Origin of the sequence: Sphingobium ummariense RL-3, from assembly GCF_000447205.1 — a bacterium.
Lineage (GTDB): Bacteria > Pseudomonadota > Alphaproteobacteria > Sphingomonadales > Sphingomonadaceae > Sphingobium > Sphingobium ummariense.
This window is the reverse complement of record NZ_AUWY01000112.1, coordinates 98,357-122,183: the sequence shown is the minus strand read 5'-3', so window position 1 is coordinate 122,183 and position 23,827 is coordinate 98,357. Positions and strand designations below refer to the sequence as shown.

28 protein-coding genes are annotated in these 23,827 nt (G+C 66.0%); 14 read left to right on the top strand and 14 right to left on the bottom strand.

Annotation, left to right across the window (positions count from 1 at the left end):
* Positions 1–30: 30 nt before the first annotated feature.
* Positions 31–654 (top strand): ankyrin repeat domain-containing protein, encoded by a 624-nt coding sequence (locus M529_RS41225; RefSeq protein WP_021319080.1) that lies wholly within the window; start codon positions 31–33, stop codon positions 652–654.
* Positions 655–732: 78 nt separating this feature from the next.
* Here the strand turns inward: M529_RS41225 and M529_RS41220 are convergent, their stop codons facing one another.
* From M529_RS41220 to M529_RS41165, 12 genes are all read right to left on the bottom strand, one after another.
* Positions 733–1,131 (bottom strand): hypothetical protein, encoded by a 399-nt coding sequence (locus M529_RS41220; RefSeq protein ID WP_152522636.1) that lies wholly within the window; start codon positions 1,129–1,131, stop codon positions 733–735.
* 20 nt (positions 1,132–1,151) lie between these two features.
* Positions 1,152–1,646: an MmcB family DNA repair protein gene (locus M529_RS41215; RefSeq protein ID WP_021319078.1), complete on the bottom strand. Its 495-nt coding sequence runs from the start codon at positions 1,644–1,646 to the stop codon at positions 1,152–1,154.
* Between the two features lie 89 nt (positions 1,647–1,735).
* Positions 1,736–2,404 carry a cell wall hydrolase gene (locus M529_RS41210; protein WP_021319077.1) on the bottom strand — a complete coding sequence of 223 codons (669 nt, stop codon included), beginning with the start codon at positions 2,402–2,404 and terminating at the stop codon, positions 1,736–1,738.
* Between the two features lie 180 nt (positions 2,405–2,584).
* On the bottom strand, positions 2,585–2,923 hold the full coding sequence (locus M529_RS41205; protein WP_021319076.1) for a DUF1491 family protein: 339 nt from the start codon (positions 2,921–2,923) through the stop codon (positions 2,585–2,587).
* Entirely contained in the window at positions 2,913–3,410 is a 498-nt protein-coding gene (locus tag M529_RS41200) for a PaaI family thioesterase (RefSeq protein WP_031295221.1), read from the bottom strand. The genes M529_RS41205 and M529_RS41200 overlap by 11 nt, the downstream gene beginning before the upstream one ends.
* The gene (locus M529_RS41195; RefSeq protein WP_021319074.1) at positions 3,370–3,837 is read right to left on the bottom strand and encodes a PTS sugar transporter subunit IIA; all 468 of its coding nucleotides are present in this window, start codon (positions 3,835–3,837) and stop codon (positions 3,370–3,372) included. The genes M529_RS41200 and M529_RS41195 overlap by 41 nt, the downstream gene beginning before the upstream one ends.
* A 129-nt stretch (positions 3,838–3,966) precedes the next feature.
* A complete protein-coding gene (hpf, locus tag M529_RS41190; protein WP_021319073.1) occupies positions 3,967–4,560 on the bottom strand; it encodes a ribosome hibernation-promoting factor, HPF/YfiA family in 594 nt (197 codons plus the stop codon).
* Between the two features lie 68 nt (positions 4,561–4,628).
* Positions 4,629–5,330, bottom strand: a complete 702-nt coding sequence (gene dnaQ / locus M529_RS41185; RefSeq protein WP_021319072.1) for a DNA polymerase III subunit epsilon — start codon at positions 5,328–5,330, stop codon at positions 4,629–4,631.
* A gap of 34 nt (positions 5,331–5,364) precedes the next feature.
* Complete coding sequence (gene coaE / locus M529_RS41180) at positions 5,365–5,958, bottom strand: dephospho-CoA kinase (protein ID WP_021319071.1); 594 nt, start codon at positions 5,956–5,958, stop codon at positions 5,365–5,367.
* Entirely contained in the window at positions 5,955–6,794 is an 840-nt protein-coding gene (gene aroE / locus M529_RS41175; RefSeq protein ID WP_021319070.1) for a shikimate dehydrogenase, read from the bottom strand. Before aroE ends, coaE begins: the two co-directional genes overlap by 4 nt.
* Positions 6,791–7,387, bottom strand: a complete 597-nt coding sequence (locus tag M529_RS41170) for a Maf family protein (protein WP_021319069.1) — start codon at positions 7,385–7,387, stop codon at positions 6,791–6,793. Before M529_RS41170 ends, aroE begins: the two co-directional genes overlap by 4 nt.
* Positions 7,388–7,392: 5 nt before the next feature.
* A complete protein-coding gene (locus tag M529_RS41165; protein WP_031295218.1) occupies positions 7,393–8,211 on the bottom strand; it encodes a pyruvate, water dikinase regulatory protein in 819 nt (272 codons plus the stop codon).
* A 289-nt stretch (positions 8,212–8,500) separates the two neighbouring features.
* Between M529_RS41165 and hemE the strand changes: the two genes are divergently transcribed.
* Both hemE and M529_RS41155 read left to right on the top strand, forming a co-directional pair.
* Positions 8,501–9,562 (top strand): uroporphyrinogen decarboxylase, encoded by a 1,062-nt coding sequence (hemE, locus tag M529_RS41160; RefSeq protein ID WP_021319067.1) that lies wholly within the window; start codon positions 8,501–8,503, stop codon positions 9,560–9,562.
* Complete coding sequence (locus M529_RS41155) at positions 9,562–10,002, top strand: CopD family protein (RefSeq protein WP_021319066.1); 441 nt, start codon at positions 9,562–9,564, stop codon at positions 10,000–10,002. Before hemE ends, M529_RS41155 begins: the two co-directional genes overlap by 1 nt.
* On the opposite strand, the gene panC is transcribed toward M529_RS41155, so the two are convergent.
* Entirely contained in the window at positions 9,999–10,844 is an 846-nt protein-coding gene (panC, locus tag M529_RS41150; protein WP_021319065.1) for a pantoate--beta-alanine ligase, read from the bottom strand. The genes M529_RS41155 and panC overlap by 4 nt on opposite strands.
* Positions 10,845–10,954: 110 nt before the next feature.
* On the opposite strand from panC, the gene M529_RS41145 reads away from it, so the two are divergent.
* The 9 genes from M529_RS41145 to M529_RS41105 all read left to right on the top strand — a co-directional run bounded on the left by M529_RS41145 (position 10,955) and on the right by M529_RS41105 (position 20,862).
* Complete coding sequence (locus M529_RS41145) at positions 10,955–11,758, top strand: division plane positioning ATPase MipZ (RefSeq protein WP_021319064.1); 804 nt, start codon at positions 10,955–10,957, stop codon at positions 11,756–11,758.
* On the top strand, positions 11,758–12,201 hold the full coding sequence (locus M529_RS41140; protein WP_021319063.1) for a J domain-containing protein: 444 nt from the start codon (positions 11,758–11,760) through the stop codon (positions 12,199–12,201). The genes M529_RS41145 and M529_RS41140 overlap by 1 nt, the downstream gene beginning before the upstream one ends.
* Positions 12,202–12,230: 29 nt before the next feature.
* Positions 12,231–13,610: a phosphoglucomutase/phosphomannomutase PgmG gene (gene pgmG / locus M529_RS41135; protein ID WP_021319062.1), complete on the top strand. Its 1,380-nt coding sequence runs from the start codon at positions 12,231–12,233 to the stop codon at positions 13,608–13,610.
* 427 nt (positions 13,611–14,037) lie between these two features.
* The gene (locus tag M529_RS41130; protein ID WP_021319061.1) at positions 14,038–15,339 is read left to right on the top strand and encodes an OmpP1/FadL family transporter; all 1,302 of its coding nucleotides are present in this window, start codon (positions 14,038–14,040) and stop codon (positions 15,337–15,339) included.
* Between the two features lie 52 nt (positions 15,340–15,391).
* Positions 15,392–16,552, top strand: a complete 1,161-nt coding sequence (gene ispG / locus M529_RS41125; RefSeq protein ID WP_021319060.1) for a flavodoxin-dependent (E)-4-hydroxy-3-methylbut-2-enyl-diphosphate synthase — start codon at positions 15,392–15,394, stop codon at positions 16,550–16,552.
* Positions 16,549–16,818 (top strand): hypothetical protein, encoded by a 270-nt coding sequence (locus tag M529_RS41120; RefSeq protein WP_021319059.1) that lies wholly within the window; start codon positions 16,549–16,551, stop codon positions 16,816–16,818. The genes ispG and M529_RS41120 overlap by 4 nt, the downstream gene beginning before the upstream one ends.
* A gap of 41 nt (positions 16,819–16,859) precedes the next feature.
* The gene (locus M529_RS41115; RefSeq protein ID WP_021319058.1) at positions 16,860–17,798 is read left to right on the top strand and encodes a DMT family transporter; all 939 of its coding nucleotides are present in this window, start codon (positions 16,860–16,862) and stop codon (positions 17,796–17,798) included.
* Positions 17,795–18,271 carry a GNAT family N-acetyltransferase gene (locus M529_RS41110; RefSeq protein WP_021319057.1) on the top strand — a complete coding sequence of 159 codons (477 nt, stop codon included), beginning with the start codon at positions 17,795–17,797 and terminating at the stop codon, positions 18,269–18,271. Before M529_RS41115 ends, M529_RS41110 begins: the two co-directional genes overlap by 4 nt.
* Positions 18,272–18,534: 263 nt before the next feature.
* The gene (locus M529_RS41105; protein ID WP_021319055.1) at positions 18,535–20,862 is read left to right on the top strand and encodes a DNA translocase FtsK; all 2,328 of its coding nucleotides are present in this window, start codon (positions 18,535–18,537) and stop codon (positions 20,860–20,862) included.
* A gap of 167 nt (positions 20,863–21,029) precedes the next feature.
* On the opposite strand, the gene M529_RS41100 is transcribed toward M529_RS41105, so the two are convergent.
* On the bottom strand, positions 21,030–22,070 hold the full coding sequence (locus tag M529_RS41100) for a hypothetical protein (protein WP_021319054.1): 1,041 nt from the start codon (positions 22,068–22,070) through the stop codon (positions 21,030–21,032).
* A gap of 86 nt (positions 22,071–22,156) precedes the next feature.
* Here M529_RS41100 and M529_RS41095 point away from each other — a divergent pair, with 86 nt between their 5' ends.
* Both M529_RS41095 and M529_RS41090 read left to right on the top strand, forming a co-directional pair.
* Positions 22,157–23,461, top strand: a complete 1,305-nt coding sequence (locus M529_RS41095) for an aspartyl/asparaginyl beta-hydroxylase domain-containing protein (protein ID WP_021319053.1) — start codon at positions 22,157–22,159, stop codon at positions 23,459–23,461.
* Positions 23,462–23,533: 72 nt separating this feature from the next.
* Positions 23,534–23,791 (top strand): hypothetical protein, encoded by a 258-nt coding sequence (locus tag M529_RS41090; RefSeq protein WP_021319052.1) that lies wholly within the window; start codon positions 23,534–23,536, stop codon positions 23,789–23,791.
* Positions 23,792–23,827: the final 36 nt, after the last annotated feature.

The window sequence follows — 23,827 nt, the reverse complement described above, 5'->3', positions numbered from 1 at the left end:
GCTTTTGCAAACAAGACGGGGCGCAGGACGATGAAGAACGGGTTTTCGGCTTGGATGGGCATCGGCCGGGCAGCGGCGCTTGCCCTGGCGGCGGCGGCTCCCATGGCCGCCCATGCGCAGTTTTCGGACAATTATAATTTCCTCAAGGCCGTGAAGGAAAAGGACGGGCAGAAGGTTACCGACTTCCTTCAGAAGCCCGGCTCCACCCTCGTCAACAGCCGCGACGTCAACAGCGGGGAAACCGCGCTGCACATTGTCGTTGCCCGCCGGGACAACACCTGGCTCGGCTTCCTGCTCGCCAAGGGCGCCAACCCCAACCTCACCGACAATGACGGCAACACGCCCCTCATGGACGCGGTGCAGGCCCGTTTCGAGGAAGGGGTGACCACGCTGCTGACCTACAAGGCGCAGGTGGACAAGGCGAATAGCAGCGGCGAAACCCCGCTCATCCGCGCGGTACAGTTGCGCGACGTCGGCCTCGTCCGCCTTCTGGTCGCCAACGGCGCCAGCCCCGACAAGCGCGACACCCTCGCCGGCATGTCCGCCAAGGACTATGCGACCCGCGACAACCGGACTCCGGGCCTGGTCGAGGCGCTGGAAGCCGCCAAGACGACCGCCAAGCCCACAGGCCCCGTACAAGGCCCCGTGTTCTGAAAAAAGGACGGTCATAAGCCAACGACGCACGCCATTAGCTTGTTCGCTAGTGATCCTGATATGACGGTATCACAGGACTTAGGTTGTGCCGATTTCCGTATCAGTCCACCAGCGCAGGGCCTGTGCCTTCCCGCACTGGCTGATGCTTTCTTCAAGCGCCGTAGCTAGCCTCTCCACCACGGTCTCGGTGGGAATTCTTCGAAACCAGCGACGCACATAACGGGTGGATGGCTCGATGAAGCAAAGATGACCGTCCGCATACTCCAGATAGCGCCCACACCCGATCCAAAGCGGAAAGCGCTCATTGGCGACCAGCAAGCGCCATCCCCAATCCTCCGGTGCGACTCCTTCGATCTGGAAGCCATAGCGAGGCAAGGCTTCCGCCAGCAAACGCGCAACCGTTTCTCCCGCCGGACTATCGACGCTTTCGGAGGAATCGATTAATTCCACCGAGCGAAACTCCAAATGTGAACGCATATTCGCTTGCTCCGTTCAAGCTACCACCCGATCTCGGCGGCATGATCCGGGTCGGCGAGCGCGGTCAGGCGCCGTGCCGCGCGCCGGGCGAAGCGCAGCGTCTCCGCCTTGCGCCGTGCCGCCGCCAGCGGCTCCATCGGCGCGGGCCGCACCAGTTCGGCATCATATTGGTCCGCGACGATCAGCCCGGTGCGCCCCGGCCATAGCGCCTCGCTCTCGAACAGCCCCAACTCGAACCCGGACGGCACCGCCCAGAAGAAGCGGTCGCAATAATCGAAATAGTCCGGCCACTTCATGTCGCCCAGCAGGTCGGCGCGGCTGCACTTGATCTCGACGATGGTAATCCGACCGGCCCCGTCGATCGCCATGATGTCGGCCCGCCGTCCATTGGGCAGTGGCACTTCCAGGATGCCGCTCATGTCATGGCGGAAGAACAGGCGCAGCGTGCCGCGCGCCACGGCCAGCGCCGTGCCGTCTGTCAGCGGCGAGCAACTGTCGGTCAGGTCGGACTCCATGGCCCCACCCTAGAACAGGAAGGGAACAAATGAAAAGGCCGATTCGAGCCTTCCCGAATCGGCCTCTCAACCCGCGATCAGATCGCCGATCAGCGGTAAAAGACGTGATTGTCGATCAGCGCCAGGCGGGCCTTGCCCCAGCCCGGCGAAACGCGGCGGGCGTGGAAGAACAGCGCGCCTTCGGCCTTGCTGTCCCAGCTGTCAGCCATGGCGATTCTGGCGATGGCGACGGCCTCGCGCCAGTCGCGGCTCTCCAGGCGGATCGGGGGCATGCCGCGGCCGCGCACGAAGCTGAACTGGCTGGGCTGGTACACCACGCCGCACAGGCTGTCGGCGAAACGGCCGGATTTGGCGCGGTTGATGATCACGCGCGCAACGGCCAGCTGGCCTTCCAGGCTCTCGCCTTTGGATTCGAAATAGACGGCGCCGGCCAGGCACTTCATCTCGTCGTCCAGCGCCTCGGGCGCGCCTTGCGCGTCGACCAGGGCAGCCAGGCTGGATGCCGGCTCGGAACCTTCGTTGAAATTGGGCGTATCGCTCTTGTGGACCGGGGCGGTCGGCTGCACGATCTCGCGCGGCGCCGCAAAGACCACGGCGGGCTTCCGGCCAGCCGCAGGAGCTTCAAGCTCGGTGATCCCCGGGAGGGATCCAGTCGACAGCGTCGCTTCGGCAGCACGCGTCATGTCGGAAGAAGTGGCCGCCGCAGTAGCGGACAGCAGAAGGGCCACGGCAATCGCGGCTTTCAGTCGAAAACTCATTGAAACTCTGGAACATGCGGTTCTTGGCCGAAAACGCCGCGTTCTAAAACCCATCTCGTGCGACGTCGGGCCGCCCCCCGTCTGCGTGTTTACCGCGTCCGCCCCCCATGGACGAATGCGGCAACCTGCGCATTGAAGCGTGCGCGCGCCTCTGCCCGCCTCATCGCGGGCTGTCAACGATCAGCAGATCGTTTCAGCGGCGAACCGTTCTGCTTCCGCGATGTCGAGTTCGATGATCCACAGGTCCGGATCGGCGCGGCGGCGGCGTTCCACATAGGCGGATCTCGCTTCGGCGTCGGCCTCGGGGCCAGGCCCGCAGGGCACCAGGCGATAGCCGCCCTCATAGTCGGGGACTCGCTCGAACAGGCCCTTTTCCTGGCCTTTTTCGACCGCCTGGACCAGGATGACACCGCTGGTCGGGTCCCCCTTTACCAGCACCGTCGCAAAGCCCCCCGCCGCCCCGGCGCGGCGCAGCAGCGCGCCCGCCAGCATGGCGCTGGTCAGCCGTTCAGCGGCCATAGCCAGGCAGCGACGACAGCGCGAATTGCGACCGCATGAAGGTGCCGGTGCCGCGCCCCACTTCCTCGCCGTCCGAATCGATCAGGCTGGCTTCGGCCACGAAGACCCGGCGCCGGCCGCTGATCCAGCGGCCCTCCGCGCGAATGCGTCCCGGCCCGATCGGCCGGGTGAACAGCAGGTTGAACGCCGTGGTCAGCAGGAAGCGGTCGCTCACCAGGCTGTTGGCGGCATAGAAGGCCGCATCGTCCAGCATCTTGAAATAGACCGTGCCGTGAACCGCGCCCGCGGCATGGAATTGGCTTTCGTCGACATCGAACTCGATGATTGACCGCCCGGCCTCCGGAATCACCAGCTCCGAGCGGAACAGCCGGTTGATCGGCGCCGAACGGTAGAGATTTTCAAGCGCGCGGAAATGCGCCGCCTCGCCGCTGGGCGGTGCGCCAGCCTCAAGCCGCGTCACGCGTCCCGCCGCCCGACAGCAGCGCATGCAGCGCCTCGGCCGATTTGGCGCCGCGCAGCCGGACCACCTGGGCTTCGTCGCGAAGATAACGCGAGACCCGCGCCAGCGTCTTGAGGTGCTCGGCACCGCTGTCGACCGGGGAAAGCAGCGCGAAGACGATGTCCACCGGCGCCTCGTCCACCGCGTCGAAGGGCACCGGCGGATCGAGCAGGACGACCACGCCGCACATCCGGTCGAGCCCCGGGATCTTCGCATGGGGAATGGCCACGCCGCCACCGAAACCGGTCGAGCCCAGCTTCTCGCGTTCCGCCAGCGCATCGCCCACCATATCGGCCTGCAACCCATAAGCCTGGGCGGCGATCGAGGCGATCTTCTGGAACAATTGCTTCTTGCCGTTCGCCGACAGGCTCGTTGCGAGCGCGTCGGGCGCGACGATATCGTTGAAATGCACCATGTCTAATCCGGAAGCAGCCGAGCCCCGCCCAGCCTCATGTCATCCTGTGCGCTGTCCGGGGATACCAAAGCCCGGCCCCATAGGCCGCCGGCCGGCAAAGGTCAACCGGCGGCCCGTTTTCCAGTCGTGTCAGCCGCGCGGCTCGACCCAGCCGATCGTCCCGTCCTGGCGGCGATAGACCATGTTGTAGGCCGCCGTCCCCGCGTTGACGAACAGCAGCGCATTGGTGTTGCGCAGGTCCAGCATCATCACGGCATCCGACACCGTGGCCTCCGGGATGTCCACCCTGGTCTCGGCGACGATCAGCGGCGCCTCCGCCGGCTCCTCCTCGTCCTCCGCGACGGCGAAGATCGTGTAGCCCGCGCCGTCGATCTCGTCGGCGCTATAGCCATTGGCCCGCTGCGCCTCGGCGGCCGCCGCCTGCATGCTGCGATCCTTCAGGCGGCGCATGTAGCGGCGCAGCTGCTTCTCGATCCGGTCGGCCGCCTGGTCGAAGGCCGGATGTGCCTCCTGCGCCTCGCCCGCTCCCTTCAGGATCAGGCCGGTCATCACATGACAGACGATGTCGCAGTGGAAGGCACCGTGCGGCGCAGGTCGGAAAGTCACCTGAGCGGAAAGCGCGCGGGAAAAATATTTCTCGGCCACCGCCTCCAGCCGGGTCCAGACATGCTCCTTGAGCGCCTCGCCCGTCTCGACCTGATGCCCGGAAACACGAATATCCATATGCCTTCTCCTTGTTCTTGCCGGACCGCGACGGATGCGCGGGCCGGTGGACATGGAACGCAGGCGGTTCAGCCGGGCTGCGCTCCTTCCAGCCAGAGCGGATTTGCCAGCGTCGCGATGAACGCGGCATGCCGCTCCAGTTCCTCCGCGCTCGCCGCAAAGACGCGCGCGGGCCTAACAGGGCGAACCATGGCGGTTTCCACCAGTTCCACCCTGACGGTCTCTTTCGCTTCCTCCTGTGCAAGGCCGAGGCCGATCTGACGGCCGCCGGTCAGTTCGATGTAGAGCTGGGCGAGCAATTCGGCGTCGAGCAACGCGCCATGCTTGACGCGATGACTGCGGTCGATGCCGTAGCGGGTGCAAAGCGCGTCGAGCGAATGCTTGGCGCCGGGGTGAAGCTGCCGGGCGATCGCCACCGTGTCGATCATCCGATCCAGCGAAATTTCGGGCCGACCGCACAGCCGCAGCTCGTGATTGAGGAATCCGAAATCGAACCGCGCATTGTGCGCGACGAGCATGGAGTCCTCGAGGAAGGCCAGCAGCTCCTCGACGCCATGGGCGAAATGGGGTTTGTCGGACAGGAAGATGTCGGACAGGCCGTGCACCGCCTCCGCCGCCGCCGGCATCGGCCGCTGCGGATTGTAATAGGCATGGAAGGTACGTCCGGTCGGCACGCGGTTGAACAGTTCGATGCAGCCGATCTCGACCATGCGGTCACCCGTGGCGGGATCGAACCCTGTCGTTTCGGTATCGAAAATGATCTCGCGCATCGCCCTCTTCAACCGAGTCTGACCGGACCTTCTCTTATCGGCCCGTCTTGGCCGCAAGGCAAGCGACCAGACGGCGGACCTGCCCCCGCGTCGCGGCGAAGGTCGTGCCCGTTTGGATGATATAGTCGGCCCTTCGCCGCTTTTCAGCATCGGGCATTTGCAGATGGACAATCCGGCGGAACCGTGCCTGCGTCATGCCCGGCCGCGCGAGCACGCGCTTGCGCTGCTTCCAGGCGGGTGCGGTGACGACGATCACGCCGTCCAGCCGGCGCTCCCCGTGGGTTTCGAACAGCAGCGGGATGTCCAGCACCACGAAGCGACGGGACCGGAACCGTTGCAGGAACCGCCTGCGCGACGCCTGCACCGCCGGATGGACGATCGCCTCCAGCGCCTTCAGTTCCTGCGGTTGACCGAACACCGCCGCGCCCAGCTTCGCGCGATCGACGCCCTTCGGCCCGGTGGTGCCGGGAAAGCGGGCCTCGATCGCTGCGACCAGCGCCCCGCCCGGCCCCTGCAGCCGGTGCACCTCCGCATCGGCATCGAACAGCGGCACGCCCTCGCGCCGCAGCATCGCCGCGACCGCGGATTTGCCCATGCCGATGGAGCCGGTGAGGCCGTAAATCCTCATGCCTCGCGGGTGAGCAGCGCCCGCAATTCCTCGTCATGCTCGCGCGGCGCTTCGGCATCGAAGAAGATATCGAAGGCGAGCGCAGCCTGTCCAATCAGCATCTCGAGGCCGTCGAGCGTGCGCAGTCCCCGCGCCCGCGCAGCCTTGAGAAGCCCGGTTTCCAGCGGGACATAGACGATGTCGTACACGGTGGCAGTCTCGGGCAGCGGCGCCAGATCCAGATCCAGGTCCGGTTGCCCGACCATGCCCAGCGGGCTGCTGTTGACCAGCAGGTCGACGGCGGGAAGCGGTGAATCCATCCCGATCGTCCGGCCCTTCACCCCCGCCCGGTCGAGCAGCGCCTGCCCCTTGGCCGGATCACGCGCCATGACGGTGATGTCGGTCACGCCCAGGCTCGCCAGCGCGAACAGGATCGCCCGCGCTGCCCCTCCCGCGCCGACCAGCAGGGCGCTGTCGCCCTTCCACTTGTCGCGCAGCAGCGGCTGAAGGAACCCGCCCGCATCGGTATTGGTGCCGATCAGCGGCCCGCCGGTCTCGCTGGCAATCGTGTTCATCGCGCCGATCCGCTCGCGCACGCCGCCCGGATCGTCGGTATAGTCCATCACCGCGATCTTGTGCGGAATGGTGACGTTACATCCCAGCCAGTCGGGATCGGCCCGCCGCGCGAGGAAATAGGCGGCCAGTCCGTCCGGTGTCACATGCGTCTTGCGATACTCCGCCTCGATATCCAGCTTCTCCAGCCAGAAATTATGGATCAGCGGCGATTTGCTGTGCGCGATCGGGTCGCCGATCACTTCGGCATAGGGGAGTGGGGCATAGGGAAGGGTCTCGCTCATGCCGCCAGAACGCCCCGCACGCGCAGAAAGTCAAGCAGCGGCAGCAAGGGCAGGCCCTGAATCGCGAACTGGCTGCCCTCCACCTTCGCGAAGAGCTGCGCGCCCGGGCCTTCGATCCGGTAGCAGCCGACGCACCAGCGGCATTCGTCCCAATCGCCGTCCAGATAGGTGCGGATGAAATCCTCCGACAGCGGCCGCACCGTCATCCGCACCCGTTCGACATGGCGCCAGACCGGCTCCCCGTTCAGCGCCATCACTGCCGCGCTGTGGAGATGATGGACCCGCCCCGACAACAACCGCAGGATGCGCTCCGCGTCCGCCCTGTCGACCGCCTTGTCGATCATGGTGCCGTCTTCCAGGCTCAGCGTCTGGTCGCAGCCCAGCACCAGCGCGCCCGGCACGCGGCGCGACACCCGCAGCGCCTTCAGCTCCGCCAGCGCATCGGCCAGCGCCCGCGCGTCCAGCCCGTCCGCTCGCAGCGCCTCCTTCGCCGCCTCCTCGTCCACGCCGGGCGACATCGCCTCGAACGGCACGCCCGCCGCTTCCAGCAGCGCCCGCCGACTCGCGCTCTGCGACGCCAGGATGATGGTCATGCGTCCTACCCTTCTGCCAGCACCCGGTCGTTGAACAGGTTGATGATCGCCGCCGCCGCTTCCTCGATCGACCGCCGGGTCATATCGATCACCGGCCAGCCATTGTCGGCGAACATCCGCCGCGCAAAGGCCAGCTCCTCCTGCACCTTGTCGCTGTCGACATAGCTGGTCTCGGGCGCCTGATTCAGCGACAGTAGCCGGTTTCGCCGGATCTGGATCAGCCGCTCCGAACTGACGGTCAGCCCGACCACCATCGGATGCTTGAGCGTGAAGAGGGTGCGCGGCGGCGGCGATTGCGGCACCAGCGGGATATTGGCGGTCTTGTACCCACGATTGGCGAGGTAGATGGAGGTGGGCGTCTTCGATGCGCGCGACACGCCGGCCAGCACGATGTCGGCTTCCTCCCAATTCTCGTGCCCGACGCCGTCGTCATGGGCGATAGTGAACTGGATCGCTTCGATCCGCGCGAAATAGGCTTCGTCCAGGATGTGCTTGCGCCCCGGCCGGGTGCGGGTTTCCTGCCCCAATATGTTGGATAGGGCGTCCGCCACCCCGTCCAGCGCGGCGACATGGGGCAGGCCCAGCGCCCGGCATCGCGCCTCCAGCCGCCGCCGCAGCGGATGGTTGGTAAGGGTGAAGAGCACCAAGCCCGGATTGGCAGCGATCTCCTCCATGATGCGGTCCAAATGGACTTCGGATCGCACCATGGGCCAGAAATGGCGGATCGCCTCGACATTCTCGAACAGCCCGATCGCCGCCTTCGCGATATTCTCCAGCGTCTCGCCGGTGGAATCCGAAAGCAGGTGCAGGTGAATGCGGGACATGATGACAGTTTTGTGAGCAGGCTGTGGATAAAGCAAGGGATCGGGTGCGGACGAAATCACCGTCCGTTTCCGCTCCACATTCACCGGATTCTTGTCCACAGGCCTCCCACAGCCGGGCGATTCCATCCACAGCCTGTGGATTGCGTGGACGAGGATGATGACTCATTCGGGAATCAGCCCCCTTCCGGAGTCAAGCTGTTGGCAAATCCGGGCACAGCGCATAAACCCCGCTGCCAACCGCGCTACTATCTCCATCATCCTTTTTCAGAATCTTATATTAAGAGAGTCCATGTCGGGTCCTTCCGTTCAGCCGGCCACGCTTCCGGGAAAACCGCTCCTGTCCGTCCTGCAGGGCAAGGTGCCGGCCGTGCCGCCAATGTGGCTCATGCGCCAGGCGGGACGCTACCTGCCCGAATATCGCGCGCTGCGGGCGCAGAAGGGTGGGTTCCTGGAACTCGTCTATGACAGCGCCGCTGCGGCAGAGGTCACGCTCCAGCCATTGCGCCGCTTCGGCTTCGATGGCGCCATCCTCTTTTCCGACATCCTGATCGTGCCCTATGCCATGGGCCAGCATCTCTGGTTCGAAACGGGGGAGGGGCCGCGCCTCGCACCGACGCTGGACGCGACCGATCTGTCAGCCCTCGTCCCCGACTTCACCCGCTTCGACGCGGTCTATGAAACGGTGCGCCAGGTGAAGGCCGCGCTCGACCCGTCGGTCACCTTCCTCGGCTTCGCGGGAAGCCCCTGGACCATCGCGACCTATATGGTGGCGGGTCAGGGCAGCAAGGACCAGGGCGCCGCCCGCCGCCTTGCCTATGGCGATCCGGCCCGCTTCGGCGCGATCATCGACGCCATCGTCGACGCGACCGTCACCTATCTCTGCGGCCAGATCGATGCGGGCGTGGAGGCAGTGCAGCTTTTCGACAGCTGGGCCGGCAGCCTTTCGCCGCTCCAGTTCGAGCGATGGGTGATCGAGCCCAATGCCCGGATCGTCCGTAAGCTCAAGGCGCTGCACCCCGATATTCCGGTGATCGGCTTTCCCAAGGGCGCGGGCGCGAAGCTCGCCGCTTATGCCCGCGGCACAGGCGTCGATGCGGTCGGCGTCGATGAGACCGTCGATCCGCACTGGGCGCACCAGGTCCTGCCGAAAGGGCTTCCGGTGCAGGGCAACCTCGACCCGCTCGCCCTGATCGCGGGCGGCGACGCGATGCGGCAGGCGGTGGACTCGATCCGCGGCGCCTTCGCCGGCCGGCCGCATATTTTCAACCTCGGCCATGGCATCCTGCCCGACACCCCCATTGACCATGTCGACGCGCTCATTAGCTATGTGCGGCAGAGGGAGATTCCGTGATGCCCTGGCTCGGTGCCGCCTATCTCTGGGTAAAGGCCGCCCATGTGATCTTCGTCATCTTCCTGATGGCGGGCCTGTTCATGATGCCGCGCTTCTTCGTCTATCATCAGGAAACCGTGCCCGGCTCGCCCGAGGACAAACGCTGGATCGAGCGGGAGGCGCGGCTGCTCAAGATCATCCTCAACCCGTCGCTGACGCTGGTGTGGGTCTTCGGCCTGATGCTGATGGTGGAGATTGGCGCCTGGCATTTCGGCTGGTTCCACCTGAAGCTGCTCTTCGTCCTCGCCCTCTCGGGCTATCATGGCTGGATTGCGGGCTATGTGAAGAAGCTGGCAAAGGGCGAGCGCCCGCTCACCGACCGACAGCTGCGGCTGCTGAACGAGATTCCGGGCGTCGCCGCCGCGGTGATCGTCATCGCGGTGATCGTAAAGCCCTTCTAGGCCGGATCGACCGCGATATTGTCGATCAGCCGCGTGCGGCCGATCTTCGCCGCGCCCAGCAGCCGTGCCGGCCGGTCGAGGACGGTCATCGGCTCAAGCGTCGCGGCATCGCACAGCGTCACATAGTCGATCGGATCGAAGCCGTGCGCCGCCAGCATCGCGATCGCCTTGGCGATCGCGGCCTCGACCGTTCCGCCCTTTTCCATCTGCCGCTTCGCTTCGCCGAGCGCCCGCGGCAATGCCAGCGCTTCCCGGCGCTCTTCCTCGCTCAGATAGGCGTTGCGGGAAGAGAGGGCGAGCCCGTCTTCGGCGCGCTGGGTCGGCACGCCGACGATCCTCAAGTCCATGTCGAGATCGGCGACCATGCGGCGGATCACTGCGAGCTGCTGATAATCCTTCTCCCCGAACAGCGCGACGTCGGGCCGGACCTGGTTCAGCAGCTTGATGACGACCGTCGCCACGCCGTCGAAATGTCCGGGCCGCGCCGCGCCGTCCAGCCCCTCGCTCACGCCGGAAACGGAAACAGTGGTGGCAAAGCCCGCCGGGTACATGACATCCACGCTCGGCGCCCAGAGGATATCCACACCAGCGGCCTGCAGCATTTGCGCATCCTTCGCCTCGCGCCGCGGATAGGCGTCCAGATCCTCGTTCGGACCGAACTGCTTGGGGTTGACGAAGATCGACACCGCCACATGCTTGGCATGGCGCCGCGCCTCCTCCACCAGTGCCATATGCCCGTCATGCAGCGCCCCCATGGTGGGCACCAGCGCCAGAGGATTTCCGTCGCTTCGGATGGCGTCGAGCGCGGCCCGCAGCGCGGGCAGGTCACGGAGGGTTTGCACGGGAGGAAGGGCTCCGATAAGGGCATCTCGAAAAGGGGACGATCGCTAAGGCACGGCGCGGCCTGGCGGTCAAGAATCAATGCGACAAGCAACGGGGTACTTACGGTCCGATGGCGAACGCCCAACCGCATCATATCGTCTTCGCCAATGAGAAGGGCGGCACCGGCAAGTCGACGACTGCCGTGCACACGGCGGTCGCGCTCGCAACGCTCGGCCACCGCGTCGGCCTGCTCGACCTCGATCCCCGTCAGCGCACCGTTACCCGCTATATGGAAAACCGTGCCGAAACCGCACGCCGGCGCGGCATTGACCTCGCCATGCCCGACTATGCGGTGCTGAAGGGCGACAGCCTCGAGGCGCTGGAGGCCGAAGCGGCGGCGGTCGGCGAGGGCCGGGATTTCCTGATCGTCGATACGCCCGGCCGCGACGACGTGTTCGCCCGCCACATGGCGACCCGCGCCCACACGCTGGTCACGCCGATGAACGACAGCTTCGTCGATTTCGACCTGATCGGCCAGGTCGATGCCGAAACCTTCAAGGTCCGCCGCCTGTCTTTCTATTCGGAACTGATCTTCGAGGCGCGCAAGACCCGCGCGAAGGCGGACGGCGTGTCGATCGACTGGGTGGTGCTGCGCAACCGCGTCCAGCACCATGACGCCCGCAACAAGAAGCGGGTGGGCGACGCGCTGATGGAACTGTCGCGCCGCGTCGGTTTCCGGGTCATCCCCGGCCTTTCGGAACGAGTCATCTATCGCGAACTCTTCCCCTCGGGCCTCACCCTGCTCGACAAGGGCCAACTCGGCGATCTCGGCATCAGCCATGTCGCCGCGCGGCAGGAACTGCGCGAGATGGTCTCGGGCCTCGCCTTGCCGTCGCGTGCCGATGTCGCGACGATGGACATGATCGGCGCCTGATGGGATTGCTCGCCCTGCTACTGGCCGGCCTTGCGGGCTGGCTCATCTGGACGGGACGGCTGCAACGCATGAGTGCAAGGGACGGCATGGCTTGGGGCGCTGCGCTGGTGGGCGCGGTGCTGGCGGCAAAGGGCAAGCCGATGCTCGGCGCGCCGCTGGTCATCGGCGCCGCCTTCTTCCTCGCGACGCAGGGCAGGGGTCGGAGCAAGCCGAGGCGGAAAGCCGTCGCTCCCCCGGAAAATACCCGTATCGTGGAGGCGCGCGCGCTGCTTGGCCTGCCCGTCGACGCCGATGCCCAGGCGATCCGCGCCGCGCATCGGCGGCTGATTGCCTCGGTTCATCCTGACAGGGGTGGAACCGAGGCGTTGGCCGCCCAGATCAACGCCGCGCGCGACCTGCTGCTTGCCGAACTGGCGGTGCGCGACGGGACCGGCCCGGGCTGACGGGACGGAATGACGGGGGAGGAGACAGCATGGCCCATCGCTTCGATCCCAGCCTTCTGCGCGAATATGACATGCGCGGCATTGTCGGCCGGACCCTGGGAGAGGCGGACGCCCATGCGCTGGGGCGCAGCTTCGGCACGATCGTCCGCCGGGGTGGCGGCGCGGGGGTGGCGGTCGGCTATGACGGGCGGCTGAGTTCTCCGCAGCTCGAATCCGCGCTCGTCGCCGGGCTGGTGGAAAGCGGCGTCCAGGTTCTGCGGATCGGCCTTGGTCCCACGCCGATGCTCTATTATGCCGAGGCGGTGCTGCAGGTCGATGGCGGCATTCAGGTGACCGGCAGCCATAATCCCGGCGATCACAACGGCTTCAAGCTGGTGCACCAGCACAGTCCCTTTTTCGGCGAGGACATCCAGCGCCTTGGCGCGATGGCGGCGACCGGCGACTGGCTGGAAGGGCAGGGGCGCGTCGAGCGCGTCGACATTCTCGACCGCTATGCGGCGCGTCTGGTGCAGGGTTTCGACGGCGCCGCCTACCGGATCGCCTGGGACGCCGGGAACGGCGCGGCCGGGCCGGTGGTCGAGGAGCTCGCGAAGCTGCTGCCGGGTGAGCATCACCTGCTCTTCACCGATGTGGACGGTCATTTTCCCCATCATCATCCCGATCCCAGCGAGGAACGGAACCTTGCCGATCTGCGCGCTGTGGTCGCGGACAAGAAGCTCGATTTCGGCGTGGCCTTCGACGGGGATGGCGACCGGATCGGCGTCGTCGACGCGAAGGGGCGCATCCTCTGGGGCGATCAGATCCTGGCGATTCTCGTCGAGCCGGTGCTGCGCGACCGGCCCGGCGCCAGCATTGTGGCCGATGTGAAGACCAGCCGGATGGTTTTCGACCGGATCACCGCGCTGGGAGGAGACCCGGTGATGTGGAAGACTGGACACAGCCACATCAAGTCCAGAATGAAGCAGATCGGCAGCCCGCTGGGCGGCGAGATGACCGGGCACCTGTTCTTCGCGGACGATTATTACGGCTTTGACGACGGGCTTTACGCCGCGGTGCGCCTGATCCGTGCGGCCACCCGGCTCGGCCGCAGCGTCACCGCCTTGCGCGACGAATTGCCGGATCTCTTCAACACCCCGGAACTGCGCTTTCCTGTGCCCGAACAGCGCAAATTCGCCGTGATGGAAGAGGTTCGCGCCAGGCTGCTCGCGTCGGGTGAGGATGTGGACATGACGGATGGTGTACGCGTCACGACGGAGGCGGGATGGTGGTTGCTTCGGGCTTCCCATACGCAGGCGATGCTGGTGGCGCGGGCCGAGGGGCACAGCCCTCAGGCGCTTGCGACGCTGGTGGCGCGAATCGAATCCTGCCTTGCTGATTCGGCGATTCGGATGGGCGATCCGGTCGATTGAACCGCTCGAAGGCCATCAATGATGATAGCGCTAACAGTTTTCTGATTTCATTTTCCCTTACGGAAAGCTTACGATTCCGTGACGATTGCGTTTCATGCAATCATGGGTGTCCGTTTCGCATTTGCGGCGTGGGACGCTGCACCGCAAAAGGAACGGGCCTTTCAGGCATCCTCTCCTAAAAACTTCCAAAGCCGTCCACCAGGACGGCTTTTTTTTGTCAACTGTGGCATATCCGCACAGGGCTTCCCTGCCGTAGCGTCCATGGGTCGATAACCATGGTGTAGCGCTCCCTGGGCGGGCCTTGGCGTTTCCGGAACACTGGATTTTAACCCTGTCGGGGCATAGTTCCGCGGCTCCAAGGGCCTGATAACGCGTTCTGTACGCGCCTTCCGGCCCGAACAGCAAAAGAACAAGCAGAGGATCTGCCATGCCCCTTCGTCGTCGCCTTCTTGCCAGTCTGACCTTTTCCGCCGCGCTCGCAGCGCCGTTCCCTGCCCTCGCGGGCGGCTTCTACCTGCAGGAACAGTCGCCCAAGGAAACTGGCCGCGCGCTGTCCGGTGGCGCCGCTGCAGCAGACGACCCGTCAACGATCTACTTCAATCCCGCGGCGATGACGGAACTTCCGGGCATCCAGACATCGGTCGGTGGCGTTGCACTCATGGCGTTCGCGCACCAGTCCAATCGCGGCACCACCCGCACCGTGCCGGGCCTTCCCGTTCAGGTGCCTGTTTCGGGAGGCGATGGCGGCCAGCCGTTCGAAAGCGTCATTCCCATTCCCAGCGGCTATGTCAGCGCGCAGATCACCGACCGGCTCTGGCTGGGCCTGGGAGTCAACGCGCCCTTCGGCCTGAAGCTCGAATATGACGACGATTTCTTCGGCCGTTACGACTCGCTCTATACCGACCTCAAGACCTACAATATCCAGCCGTCGGCTGCCTACCGCGTCACCGACAATCTCTCGATCGGCGGCGGCGTCGACGTTCAATATGTGAAGGTGACGCTGACCAACGCCCTGCCGCAGCTGTCCCCGCTGTTGGCGGACGGCCATGCAAAGGTGGAGGGCGACGACTGGTCGGTCGGCTGGAACGCGGGCATCTTCTACACCACCGGCGACACGCATTTCGGCGTTCACTATCGGTCCGGCATCAAGCACCACCTGACGGGCACGCAGACCATCTCGGGCCTCGCTGGTCCACTGGCTGCAGCCAACGGCTCCGTGGACGCGACCGCGCCGCTCGACCTCCCCGACATCGTCACCGTCAGCATGACCCACAGCCTGACGCCCAAGCTGCGCGCGATGCTGACCGGGCGTTGGTACAACTGGTCGAAGTTCAAGGCGATCGCGATCACGCCGGAGGTCGGCTCCCCGTCGATCAAGGAGCTGGACTATCATGATAGCTACAGCTTCAGCGCCGGCGCCGAATATGATGTCAGCCCGGCCCTGACCGTGCGCGCCGGCACGATGTTCGACCGCACGCCGACCAACAACCAGCTGCTCACCACCCGGGTGCCGGACGGCGACCGCGTCTGGCTGTCGGGCGGCGCGACCTGGAACATCTCGCCGGCGTTCGCGCTCAACCTGTCCTACGCCCACACCTTCGTGGAAAAGGCCAACATCATCCGCCCGGACAGCTATTTCCCGGCGCCCGCGACCGTCACGGCGACGACCCGTGCCCTGACCACCGGCAATGCGGACCAGGTCGCCGCATCCTTCACCGCGCGCTTCTAACCGGACGCGGGAAGGACTATAGGGGGCTCCGTAGCCAACGGAGCCCCTTTTCATGTCCGATCACAATCCCGGCCTGCGTCCCTGGCGGGACATCGCCCGCCGCCAGAGCCGCCAGATCATGGTCGGCAACGTCCCCGTCGGCGGCGGCGCGCCCGTCACGGTGCAGACCATGACCAACACGCCGACTCATGATGTGCGTGCGACGATCGACCAGATCCGCCGCTGCGAGGAGGTGGGCGTGGACATCATCCGCGTCTCCTGTCCCGACGAGGAATCGACCGCGGCCCTGAAGCAGATCGTCCGCGCCGCCCGCGTGCCGATCGTCGCCGACATCCATTTCCACTATAAGCGCGCGCTCGAAGCCGCCGATGCGGGCGCGGCCTGCCTGCGCATCAACCCCGGCAACATCGGCAGCGAGGCGCGCGTCAAGGAAGTGGTGGACGCGGCCAAGGCGAACGGCTGCTCGATCCGCATCGGCGTGAATGCTGGCAGCCTGGAAAAGGATCTGCTCGAAAAATATGGCGAGCCTTGTCCCGAAGCGCTGGTCGAGAGCGCGCTCGACCATATCAAGCTGCTCCAGGACCAGGATTTCCACGAATATAAGGTCGCGGTGAAGGCCAGCGACGTGTTCCTCGCGGTCGCCGCCTATATGCAGCTCGCCGAAGCGGTCGACTGTCCGCTCCACCTCGGCATCACCGAGGCGGGCGGCCTGATCGGCGGTACGGTCAAGAGCGCGATCGGCATCGGCAACCTGCTCTGGGCCGGCATCGGCGACACCATCCGCGTCTCTCTCTCCGCCGAACCGGAAGAGGAAGTGCGGGTCGGCTACGAGATCCTGAAGTCGCTGGGCATCCGCACCCGCGGGGTCAAGGTCATCTCCTGCCCCAGCTGCGCGCGCCAGGGCTTCGACGTCATCCGCACCGTTCAGGCGCTGGAACAGCGGCTCCAGCATATCCACACGCCCCTGTCGCTCTCGGTGCTCGGCTGCGTCGTCAACGGCCCGGGCGAAGCGCGCGAGACCGACATCGGCCTGACCGGCGGCGGCGCGGGCAAGCACATGGTCTATCTTTCCGGCCTCACCGACCACACCGTCCAGGATGAAGGGATGATCGACCATATCGTCGCTCTCGTCGAAGCCAAGGCGGCGGAGATCGAGGCGGCGAAGCTGGAAGCGGAGTCGACCGACGCCGGGCAGGCCGAGGCGGCGGAATGACGGAGACGCAGGACAAGGTAGCTGGCGATAGCCGCCTTGGCACCGACCTCCAGGCAGCGAAGGCCACGGGCGTAAAGGCGACGGGAGCATCGGCCCTCGGTGCTGGCGCTATGGGTGCCATGGCCCTCGGCGCGCTTGCCCTCGGTGCGCTCGCGATTGGCGCCTTGGCGATCGGCCGCCTGCGTATCGGCACCGCGCGCGTCGCCCGGCTGGAGATCGGAGAGCTGGTGATCGGTCGCATGACCGGGGCGAAGATCGACGGATGATGGTCCCGGCCTCAATCCCTCCTCTGCGCTAAGAGAGGGGCATGCTACCCGAAACCTCCCGCGCTTATTTCGCGCTTCCCTTCGCCGTCTGCTGCCTCGGCGTGGCACTGTTCTCCGTCATGGACGCGGCGATGAAGGGTCTCAGCCTCTCCATCGGTCTCTTCAACGCGCTGTTCTGGCGCGCCGTGGTCGGATCGCTGCTGGGGCTTGCGCTGATGCTGGCCCTCCGCCAGCGCTGGCCGACCCTTGCAGTGTTTCGCCTCCATCTGTTGCGCGGCCTGGTCGTCGCGGCGATGGCGAGCCTCTTCTTCTGGGCGATCATGCGCCTGCCGCTGGCGGAGGCGATCGCGCTGTCCTTCATCGCGCCGCTGATCGCGCTCTACCTCGCCGCGTTGCTGCTCGGGGAAAAGGTCGGGCGGCAGGCGATCGGCGCATCGCTCCTCGGTTTGATCGGCGTCGCCATCATCCTGTCGGGCCGGATGCGTGGCACCTATGATATCGATGCGCTGCTGGGCGCTCTGGCCGTGCTGCTCTCGGCGGTGCTGTTCGCCTGGAATCTCATTCTCCAGCGCCGGCAGGCGCAGATGGCCTCTCCCGTGGAGGTCGCCTTCTTCCAGCATCTGGTGATGCTCGGCGTCTTCACCATGGCCGCCGTTACCGTCGCGCTCATCCCTGGAATCGGCGATCTGCGCCCGGTTATTCCCCGCCATTCCGCCTGGCTCCTCGTGGCTCTGGCTGCCATTCTTGCCTTCGCCTCGCTCACCGCCTTGGCCTGGGCCTATGCCCGGGCAGAGGCGCAGCGCCTGATCCCGGTCGAATACAGCGCCTTCGTCTGGGCGGCCATTATGGGCTGGCTGGCATTTGACGAAGAACTGACGCTGACCACAGTGGCTGGCGCGGCGCTGATCGTCGCCGGCTGCCTGGTGGCGGCGCGGGCGCGACCGGCGGAACCGCCCCATGTCGAAGCAGGAGCCCTATGACCCTCATCATCCGCGAGGCGGTTCCCGCCGACATCGCCGCCATCCACGGCTTCATCCTGGCGCTCGCCGACTATGAAAAGCTTGCGCATGAGGTGAAGGCCGACCGTGCGACCTTGGAGAAATATCTCTTCGGCCCACGCCCCATGGCCGAAGTCCTGATTGCTGAACGAGAGGAGGGACCGATCGGCTTTGCCCTCTTCTTCCATAATTTCTCGACCTTCGAAGGGCGACCGGGCCTCTATCTGGAGGATCTGTTCGTGGTGCCGGAAGCGCGCGGCTCGGGCGCGGGCAAGGCGCTGCTCCGCCGCTTGGCGCAGATCGCGTTGGATCGCGACTGCGCGCGCCTCGAATGGTGGGTGCTGGACTGGAACGCGCCGTCCATCGCCTTCTACCGGTCCATCGGAGCCCGGCCTATGGACGAATGGACGGTGCAGCGCGTCGATGGCGACGCCCTGCGCGCGCTCGCGGCCTAGTTGCGGTCGTGCAGGCTGTCCTGGATGCTGACGATCAGCAGGACGGCGCCGAAGATTCCCAGGCAGACGGCAACCATCCACGGATAATATTGAGCGATCATCGTGGCTCTCCTTTCCCGGCCCTTGTGCCGGCAGGGAGGCGCTGCCTGCCATAAGGGATGTTACGGACCGGGCCCGAAACGGCTCGTCGGGCGGACTCTTGACGCGGACTCCCCCCCGGGGGCATTGTGCCGAAACGGAACATTTGGGGGACAAGGAACGTCATGGCCGTCAGCCGTGGAGCCAAGCGCACGCCGGAATGGCGCGAGATGCTGAAACGCAGCCTGATCCGCAGCGGTGCGCTGATCAGCGCGATCGCGCTGATGCTCGTCACCCTGTTCCTCGCGCTCGCCCTGCTCAGCTACACGCCCAGCGATCCCTCGCTCATGACCGTGGCGGGCGATGGGGTGCGCAACATCATGGGCGCGCCGGGCGCATGGACCGCCGATTTCCTGCTGCTTCTCCTTGGCGTTCCCGTGGCCCTTCTGCTGCCGCTGATGGCGATCACCGCGCGCCGCCTCTGGGGCGATCAGGACATGGCGGGGTGGAAGGGGCAGTTCGGCAAGTGCGTGCTGGGCATCGCCTTCATCGGCATCGCGCTCGCCCTGTTCCAGCCCGATCCGCTGGTCGGCCTGCCGTCCGGCTGGGGCGGCATGGTGGGCCTCGCCAGCGCCAAGGGATTCTACAGTCTGGTCGCGCGCGCGCCCGGCGCGGCGCAGGGCTGGATTTCCGGCACCGCCGTGCTGCTGGCGCTGATCGCCGGCCTCTTCGTCTGGTATCGCAGCCTGGCGCTCGACAGGCCGATCTTCACCCTACGCCGGCCTTCGCTGCCCCGGCTCAGCCTTCCCCGCCCCCGACTGGCCTTCGCCGGTGCCGCCGCGTCCGGGCAGGAGGATGAGGAGGATGGTGAGGCTCCCGAACGCGTGAACGGCCCCCGCAGGCAGGTATCGAGCGAACCCAAGCCGCCCATCACCATCCAGGCGCCCAAGCCCGCCCCGGCGCAGCGGCAGATGGCGCCGGTCAGCCAGGACGATCTGTTCGGCAACAGCTCGCTGCCCTCGCCCGACCTGCTGAACCCGATCCCCACGAACCAGGGGACGAAGATCGACAAGGCCGCACTGGAGCGCAACGCCCGCCTGCTGGAAAGCGTGCTCGACGACTTCCATGTGAAGGGCAATATTGTCGAGGTCCGCCCCGGCCCGGTCGTTACCATGTACGAACTGGAGCCGGCGCCGGGCATCAAGGCGAGCCGGGTGATCGCGCTGGCCGACGACATCGCCCGCAACATGTCGGCGCTCTCGGCGCGCGTCGCGACCATTCCCGGCCGCACCGTCATCGGCATCGAGCTGCCCAACGCCCATCGCGAAGGCGTGTCCTTCCGCGAGCTCATCACGTCCGAGCAGTTCGGCCAGGAAGCGACCCTGCCGATCATCCTGGGCAAGAACATCTCGGGCGAACCGATCATCGCCGACCTGGCGCCCATGCCCCACCTTCTGATCGCGGGCACCACTGGGTCGGGCAAGTCGGTGGGCCTCAACGCGATGATCCTGTCGCTGCTCTACCGCATGACGCCGGACCAGCTGCGCCTCATCATGATCGACCCCAAGATGCTGGAACTGTCGACCTATGACGACATCCCGCATCTCCTCTCGCCGGTGGTGACGGAGCCGAGCAAGGCCGTCCGCGCGCTCAAATGGGCGGTCGAGCAGATGGAGGATCGCTATCGCATGATGGCGTCGATCTCCGTTCGCAACCTCGCCAACTATAATGAGAAGGTCCGCGCCGCGAAGGCGAAGGGCAAGCCGCTCGGCCGCCGCGTCCAGACCGGCTACGACCCGGAAACCGGCAAGCCGATCTACGAGGAGGAGCAGCTCGACTTCCAGCCGCTGCCGCAGATCGTGGTGGTGGTGGACGAGCTCGCCGACCTCATGATGACCGCGGGCAAGGAGGTGGAATTCCTGATCCAGCGCCTCGCCCAGAAGGCGCGCGCGGCCGGCATCCACCTCATCCTTGCGACGCAGCGTCCCTCGGTCGACGTCATCACCGGCGTCATCAAGGCGAACCTGCCGACCCGCATCAGCTTCTTCGTCACGTCGAAGATCGACAGCCGCACCATCCTGGGCGAACAGGGCGCCGAGCAGCTGCTGGGCAAGGGCGACATGCTCTACATGCACGGCGGCAAGGGGTTGACCCGCGTTCACGGTCCCTTCGTCTCGGACGACGAAGTGCGCATGGTCGCCGACCATTGGCGTGCGCAGGGCAAGCCCGACTATATCGCCGCTGTCACAGAGGAACCAGAGGACGGCAGCTTTGCGCTCGACGGCGTCGACCTGGGCGACGACAGCCCCGATGCCCAGCTGTTCCGCAAGGCCTGCCAGCTCGTCTTCGAGAATCAGAAGGCCTCGACCAGCTGGCTGCAACGGCAGCTCCGCGTCGGCTACAATTCGGCCGCGCGGCTCATCGAACGGATGGAGGAGGAAGGGCTGGTCGGCCCGCCCAACCATGTCGGCCGCCGCGAAGTGCTGCGCGACGAGAACGGGAATCCGCTCTGAGCCAGCCTTTCATCATGACGATTGCGTAACATGCAATCGTTTTGCAACGCTTCGCATTTGCGGCCTGGGCCGCGCTCCGCCAAAGAGAGCGGGCCTTTCAGGCATCCTCTCCTAAACTCATCAAGGGCTGGCCTCCGGGCCGGCCCATTTTTTTGAGCGATCGACCGTCAGGCTGCAAGCGGATGGGGAAGCGCCATGGGAATGCCCACATTGCCTGCCAGCACGGCTGCCCAGGCGGCGACCTTTTCCAGTTCCTCGGCGTGGAGCGTCTTGCCGCGCCGGGCTTCTTCGGCGCGCTGGCCTTGAGCGAAGTCGCCCCCTGTCTTGGCGTCGCGCGTGAAAATCGGACCGTTAGCGATCGTCTCGACAGCCGTCCTGTCGAGCGGCAAGCCGAAAAGGCGCGCCAGCCCGGCCAGCGATCCAGCCGGGTCAGCAATCAGCCTTTCGCTGTCCAGGGTTGCGATCTGCCGGGAACCCAGCTGCTCCGCGATTCGATGGAACTGCGCCTGCTGCGCCAGCCAGCCGACCGCCGCCACCTGAAGGTCGGTGAGGCCGAGATAATCGGCAGGCGCGATGCCGAGGTCGACCATCCCTTCGCGCAGCAGCTTCTGCAGCAGGTCGCGTACCCACAGCCGCCCCCACATGCCCTTGCGCGCGATCGACGCGAGATAATCCTCCAGCGGCGCGTGCAGCAGCAGCGCGCGGGCGTCGGGACGCATCGCCATCATCGCCGGGATCAGCGGATTGACGACGTTGGAAGGTTTGACCACCACCGCCTCGCCCGGGCCGAACGGGCGGGCGAGCAGGCGGAGCGTCTGGTCTAGCACCAGCGCCGCCTCCGGCCCCTTCGCGCCGCGATGCCGCCAACCGACGATATCGTTGAGGATCACAGGCTCCTTGAGCCCCATGGAAACGCCGGGAATATCGAAGGCCGCGGCGAGCAGGGTCGAGCAGCAATAGGCCGAGTGGAACAGGAAATGCACCGGCGCGGGGGCTGGCGCCTGGGCGAGCGCATCCTCCCGCCGCAGCACCAGCGGGCGGAGGTCGGATCCCAGATATTCATCGGTCAGGAAAGGCAGGTCCGCATGCCGGGCGCGGGGCAGCGGAACCATGTGGATGGCATCTTGGCCCGGATCATAGCGGTGCGCCAGCCATTCGGCGCTGGCCATCACAGCCTTGATCGCCGGGGACGGCGGGACGGTCTGCATGCGACCAAGCCTTCGCACGCAGCCGCGCCCCTTACAAGCATTGTTCCTTAGTGCCCGCGCCTCCGGCTTTGTGCTAGCGAGTCGCCATGACGGTATCGAAACAGGACAAGGCATATCAGGATCGGGCGCGCGCGGCGGCGCTGTTGCAGCAGGCGGCGTCGGCGCGGCAGCGCGGCCGCGATGACGATGCGTCGGCGCTCCTGCGCGATGCGCTGCGATTGTACCCGGGCGAGCCGCAGGCGCTCAATATGCTGGGCATGATCGCGCTGGGGCAGCAGGATTTTGCGGAGGCGCGCCGCCATTTCCGGGCGGCTGCCGCGGCCGACCCGCGCGAACCGGCACTGTGGCTCAATGCCGCCTCGGCGGAGCGCGGCCTGGGCGATGCGGAGGGAGAACGCGACGCGCTGCAACGAGCGATCGACATCGACCAGCGCAATTTCATGGCGCAGCTGCGCATGGCCCAGCTCCAGCAACGCGTGGATGAGCGCCAGGCGGCGGCGGACAGCTGGGGGAAGGTGCTGGCGCTGTCCGCGGTCCTGCCGGAAATTCCGGCGCAACTGGCCGAGACGCTGGCCGGCGCACGCCGTTTCGTGGCCGATCAAAGGGCGCAGTTCGCTGCCTATATCGAACAGGGCGTTGCGGAGGAAATGGATGCGGCCGACGCCTTGGCCCGTCGCCGTTTCCAGGCCTGTCTCGAGCGGGAGTTCGGCCGCCGGTCGATCTATGCCAATCAATGCTCGGGCCTTCATTATCCCTTTCTGCCCGCCGACGAATTTTTCGACCGCGCCCATTTCCCCTGGATGGCCGAACTGGAAGGGAAGACCGACGCAATCCGTGCCGAGTTCCTGGCGCTGATTGACAGGGGCGATGCTCCGGTCCGTCCCTATGTCCGGCTGGACGCAGGGACGCCCGACAACAAATGGACGGCGCTGGACGGATCGCTCGACTGGGGCGCGGCCTTCCTGTGGGAATATGGCGTTCGCAATCCCGCCGTGTGCGACGCCTGCCCGCAGACCGTGGCGGCACTGGAGGCGCTGCCGCGCGCTGACATTCCGGGGCGCGCACCGTCGGCCTTCTTCTCGCTGCTGAAACCCCACAGCCGCATTCCGCCGCATACGGGGGTCACCAACACCCGGGCGATCATTCACCTGCCGTTGGTCGTGCCGCCGGGCTGTTTTTTCCGCGTCGGCGGTGAAACACGGGCCTGGCGTGAAGGGGAAGCCTGGGCTTTCGACGACACCATCGAACATGAAGCCTGGAACGACAGCGATCATTTGCGCGTGGTGCTGATCTTCGACGTCTGGAACCCGCATTTGTCGCTTGCCGAGCAGCGGTTATTGAAGCAATTCTACGCGACTGCCGATGCCGGCAAGGCACAGAAGGCATTTTGACATAGCGCGGTCCTGGAATGCTGTCGGAAGGAGAGACGGGCGGCCTGATCCAGCGATCGATGGAGACATGAAATGAAGACGATCAAGGCCGCACTGGTGGCAGGACTTTTTCTTTCGGCCTATCCCGCCTTGGCGGAGGACAAGCCGAAGCTCAACCGGAACGATCCCAATGCGGTGCGGTGCCGGCAGCTGGAAGTCACCGGGTCGCTGGTGCGCAAGGAACGGATCTGCAAGACCAATGCCGAATGGCGTGCGATCAGCGAGCAGCAAAATCGCGATGCTGACGACATCATCTCGCGTAACCGGGCGGGCATGAACCCTAACGGATAATCCGCACGCGGCACATTATGCTTGCCAGAAAAAAAC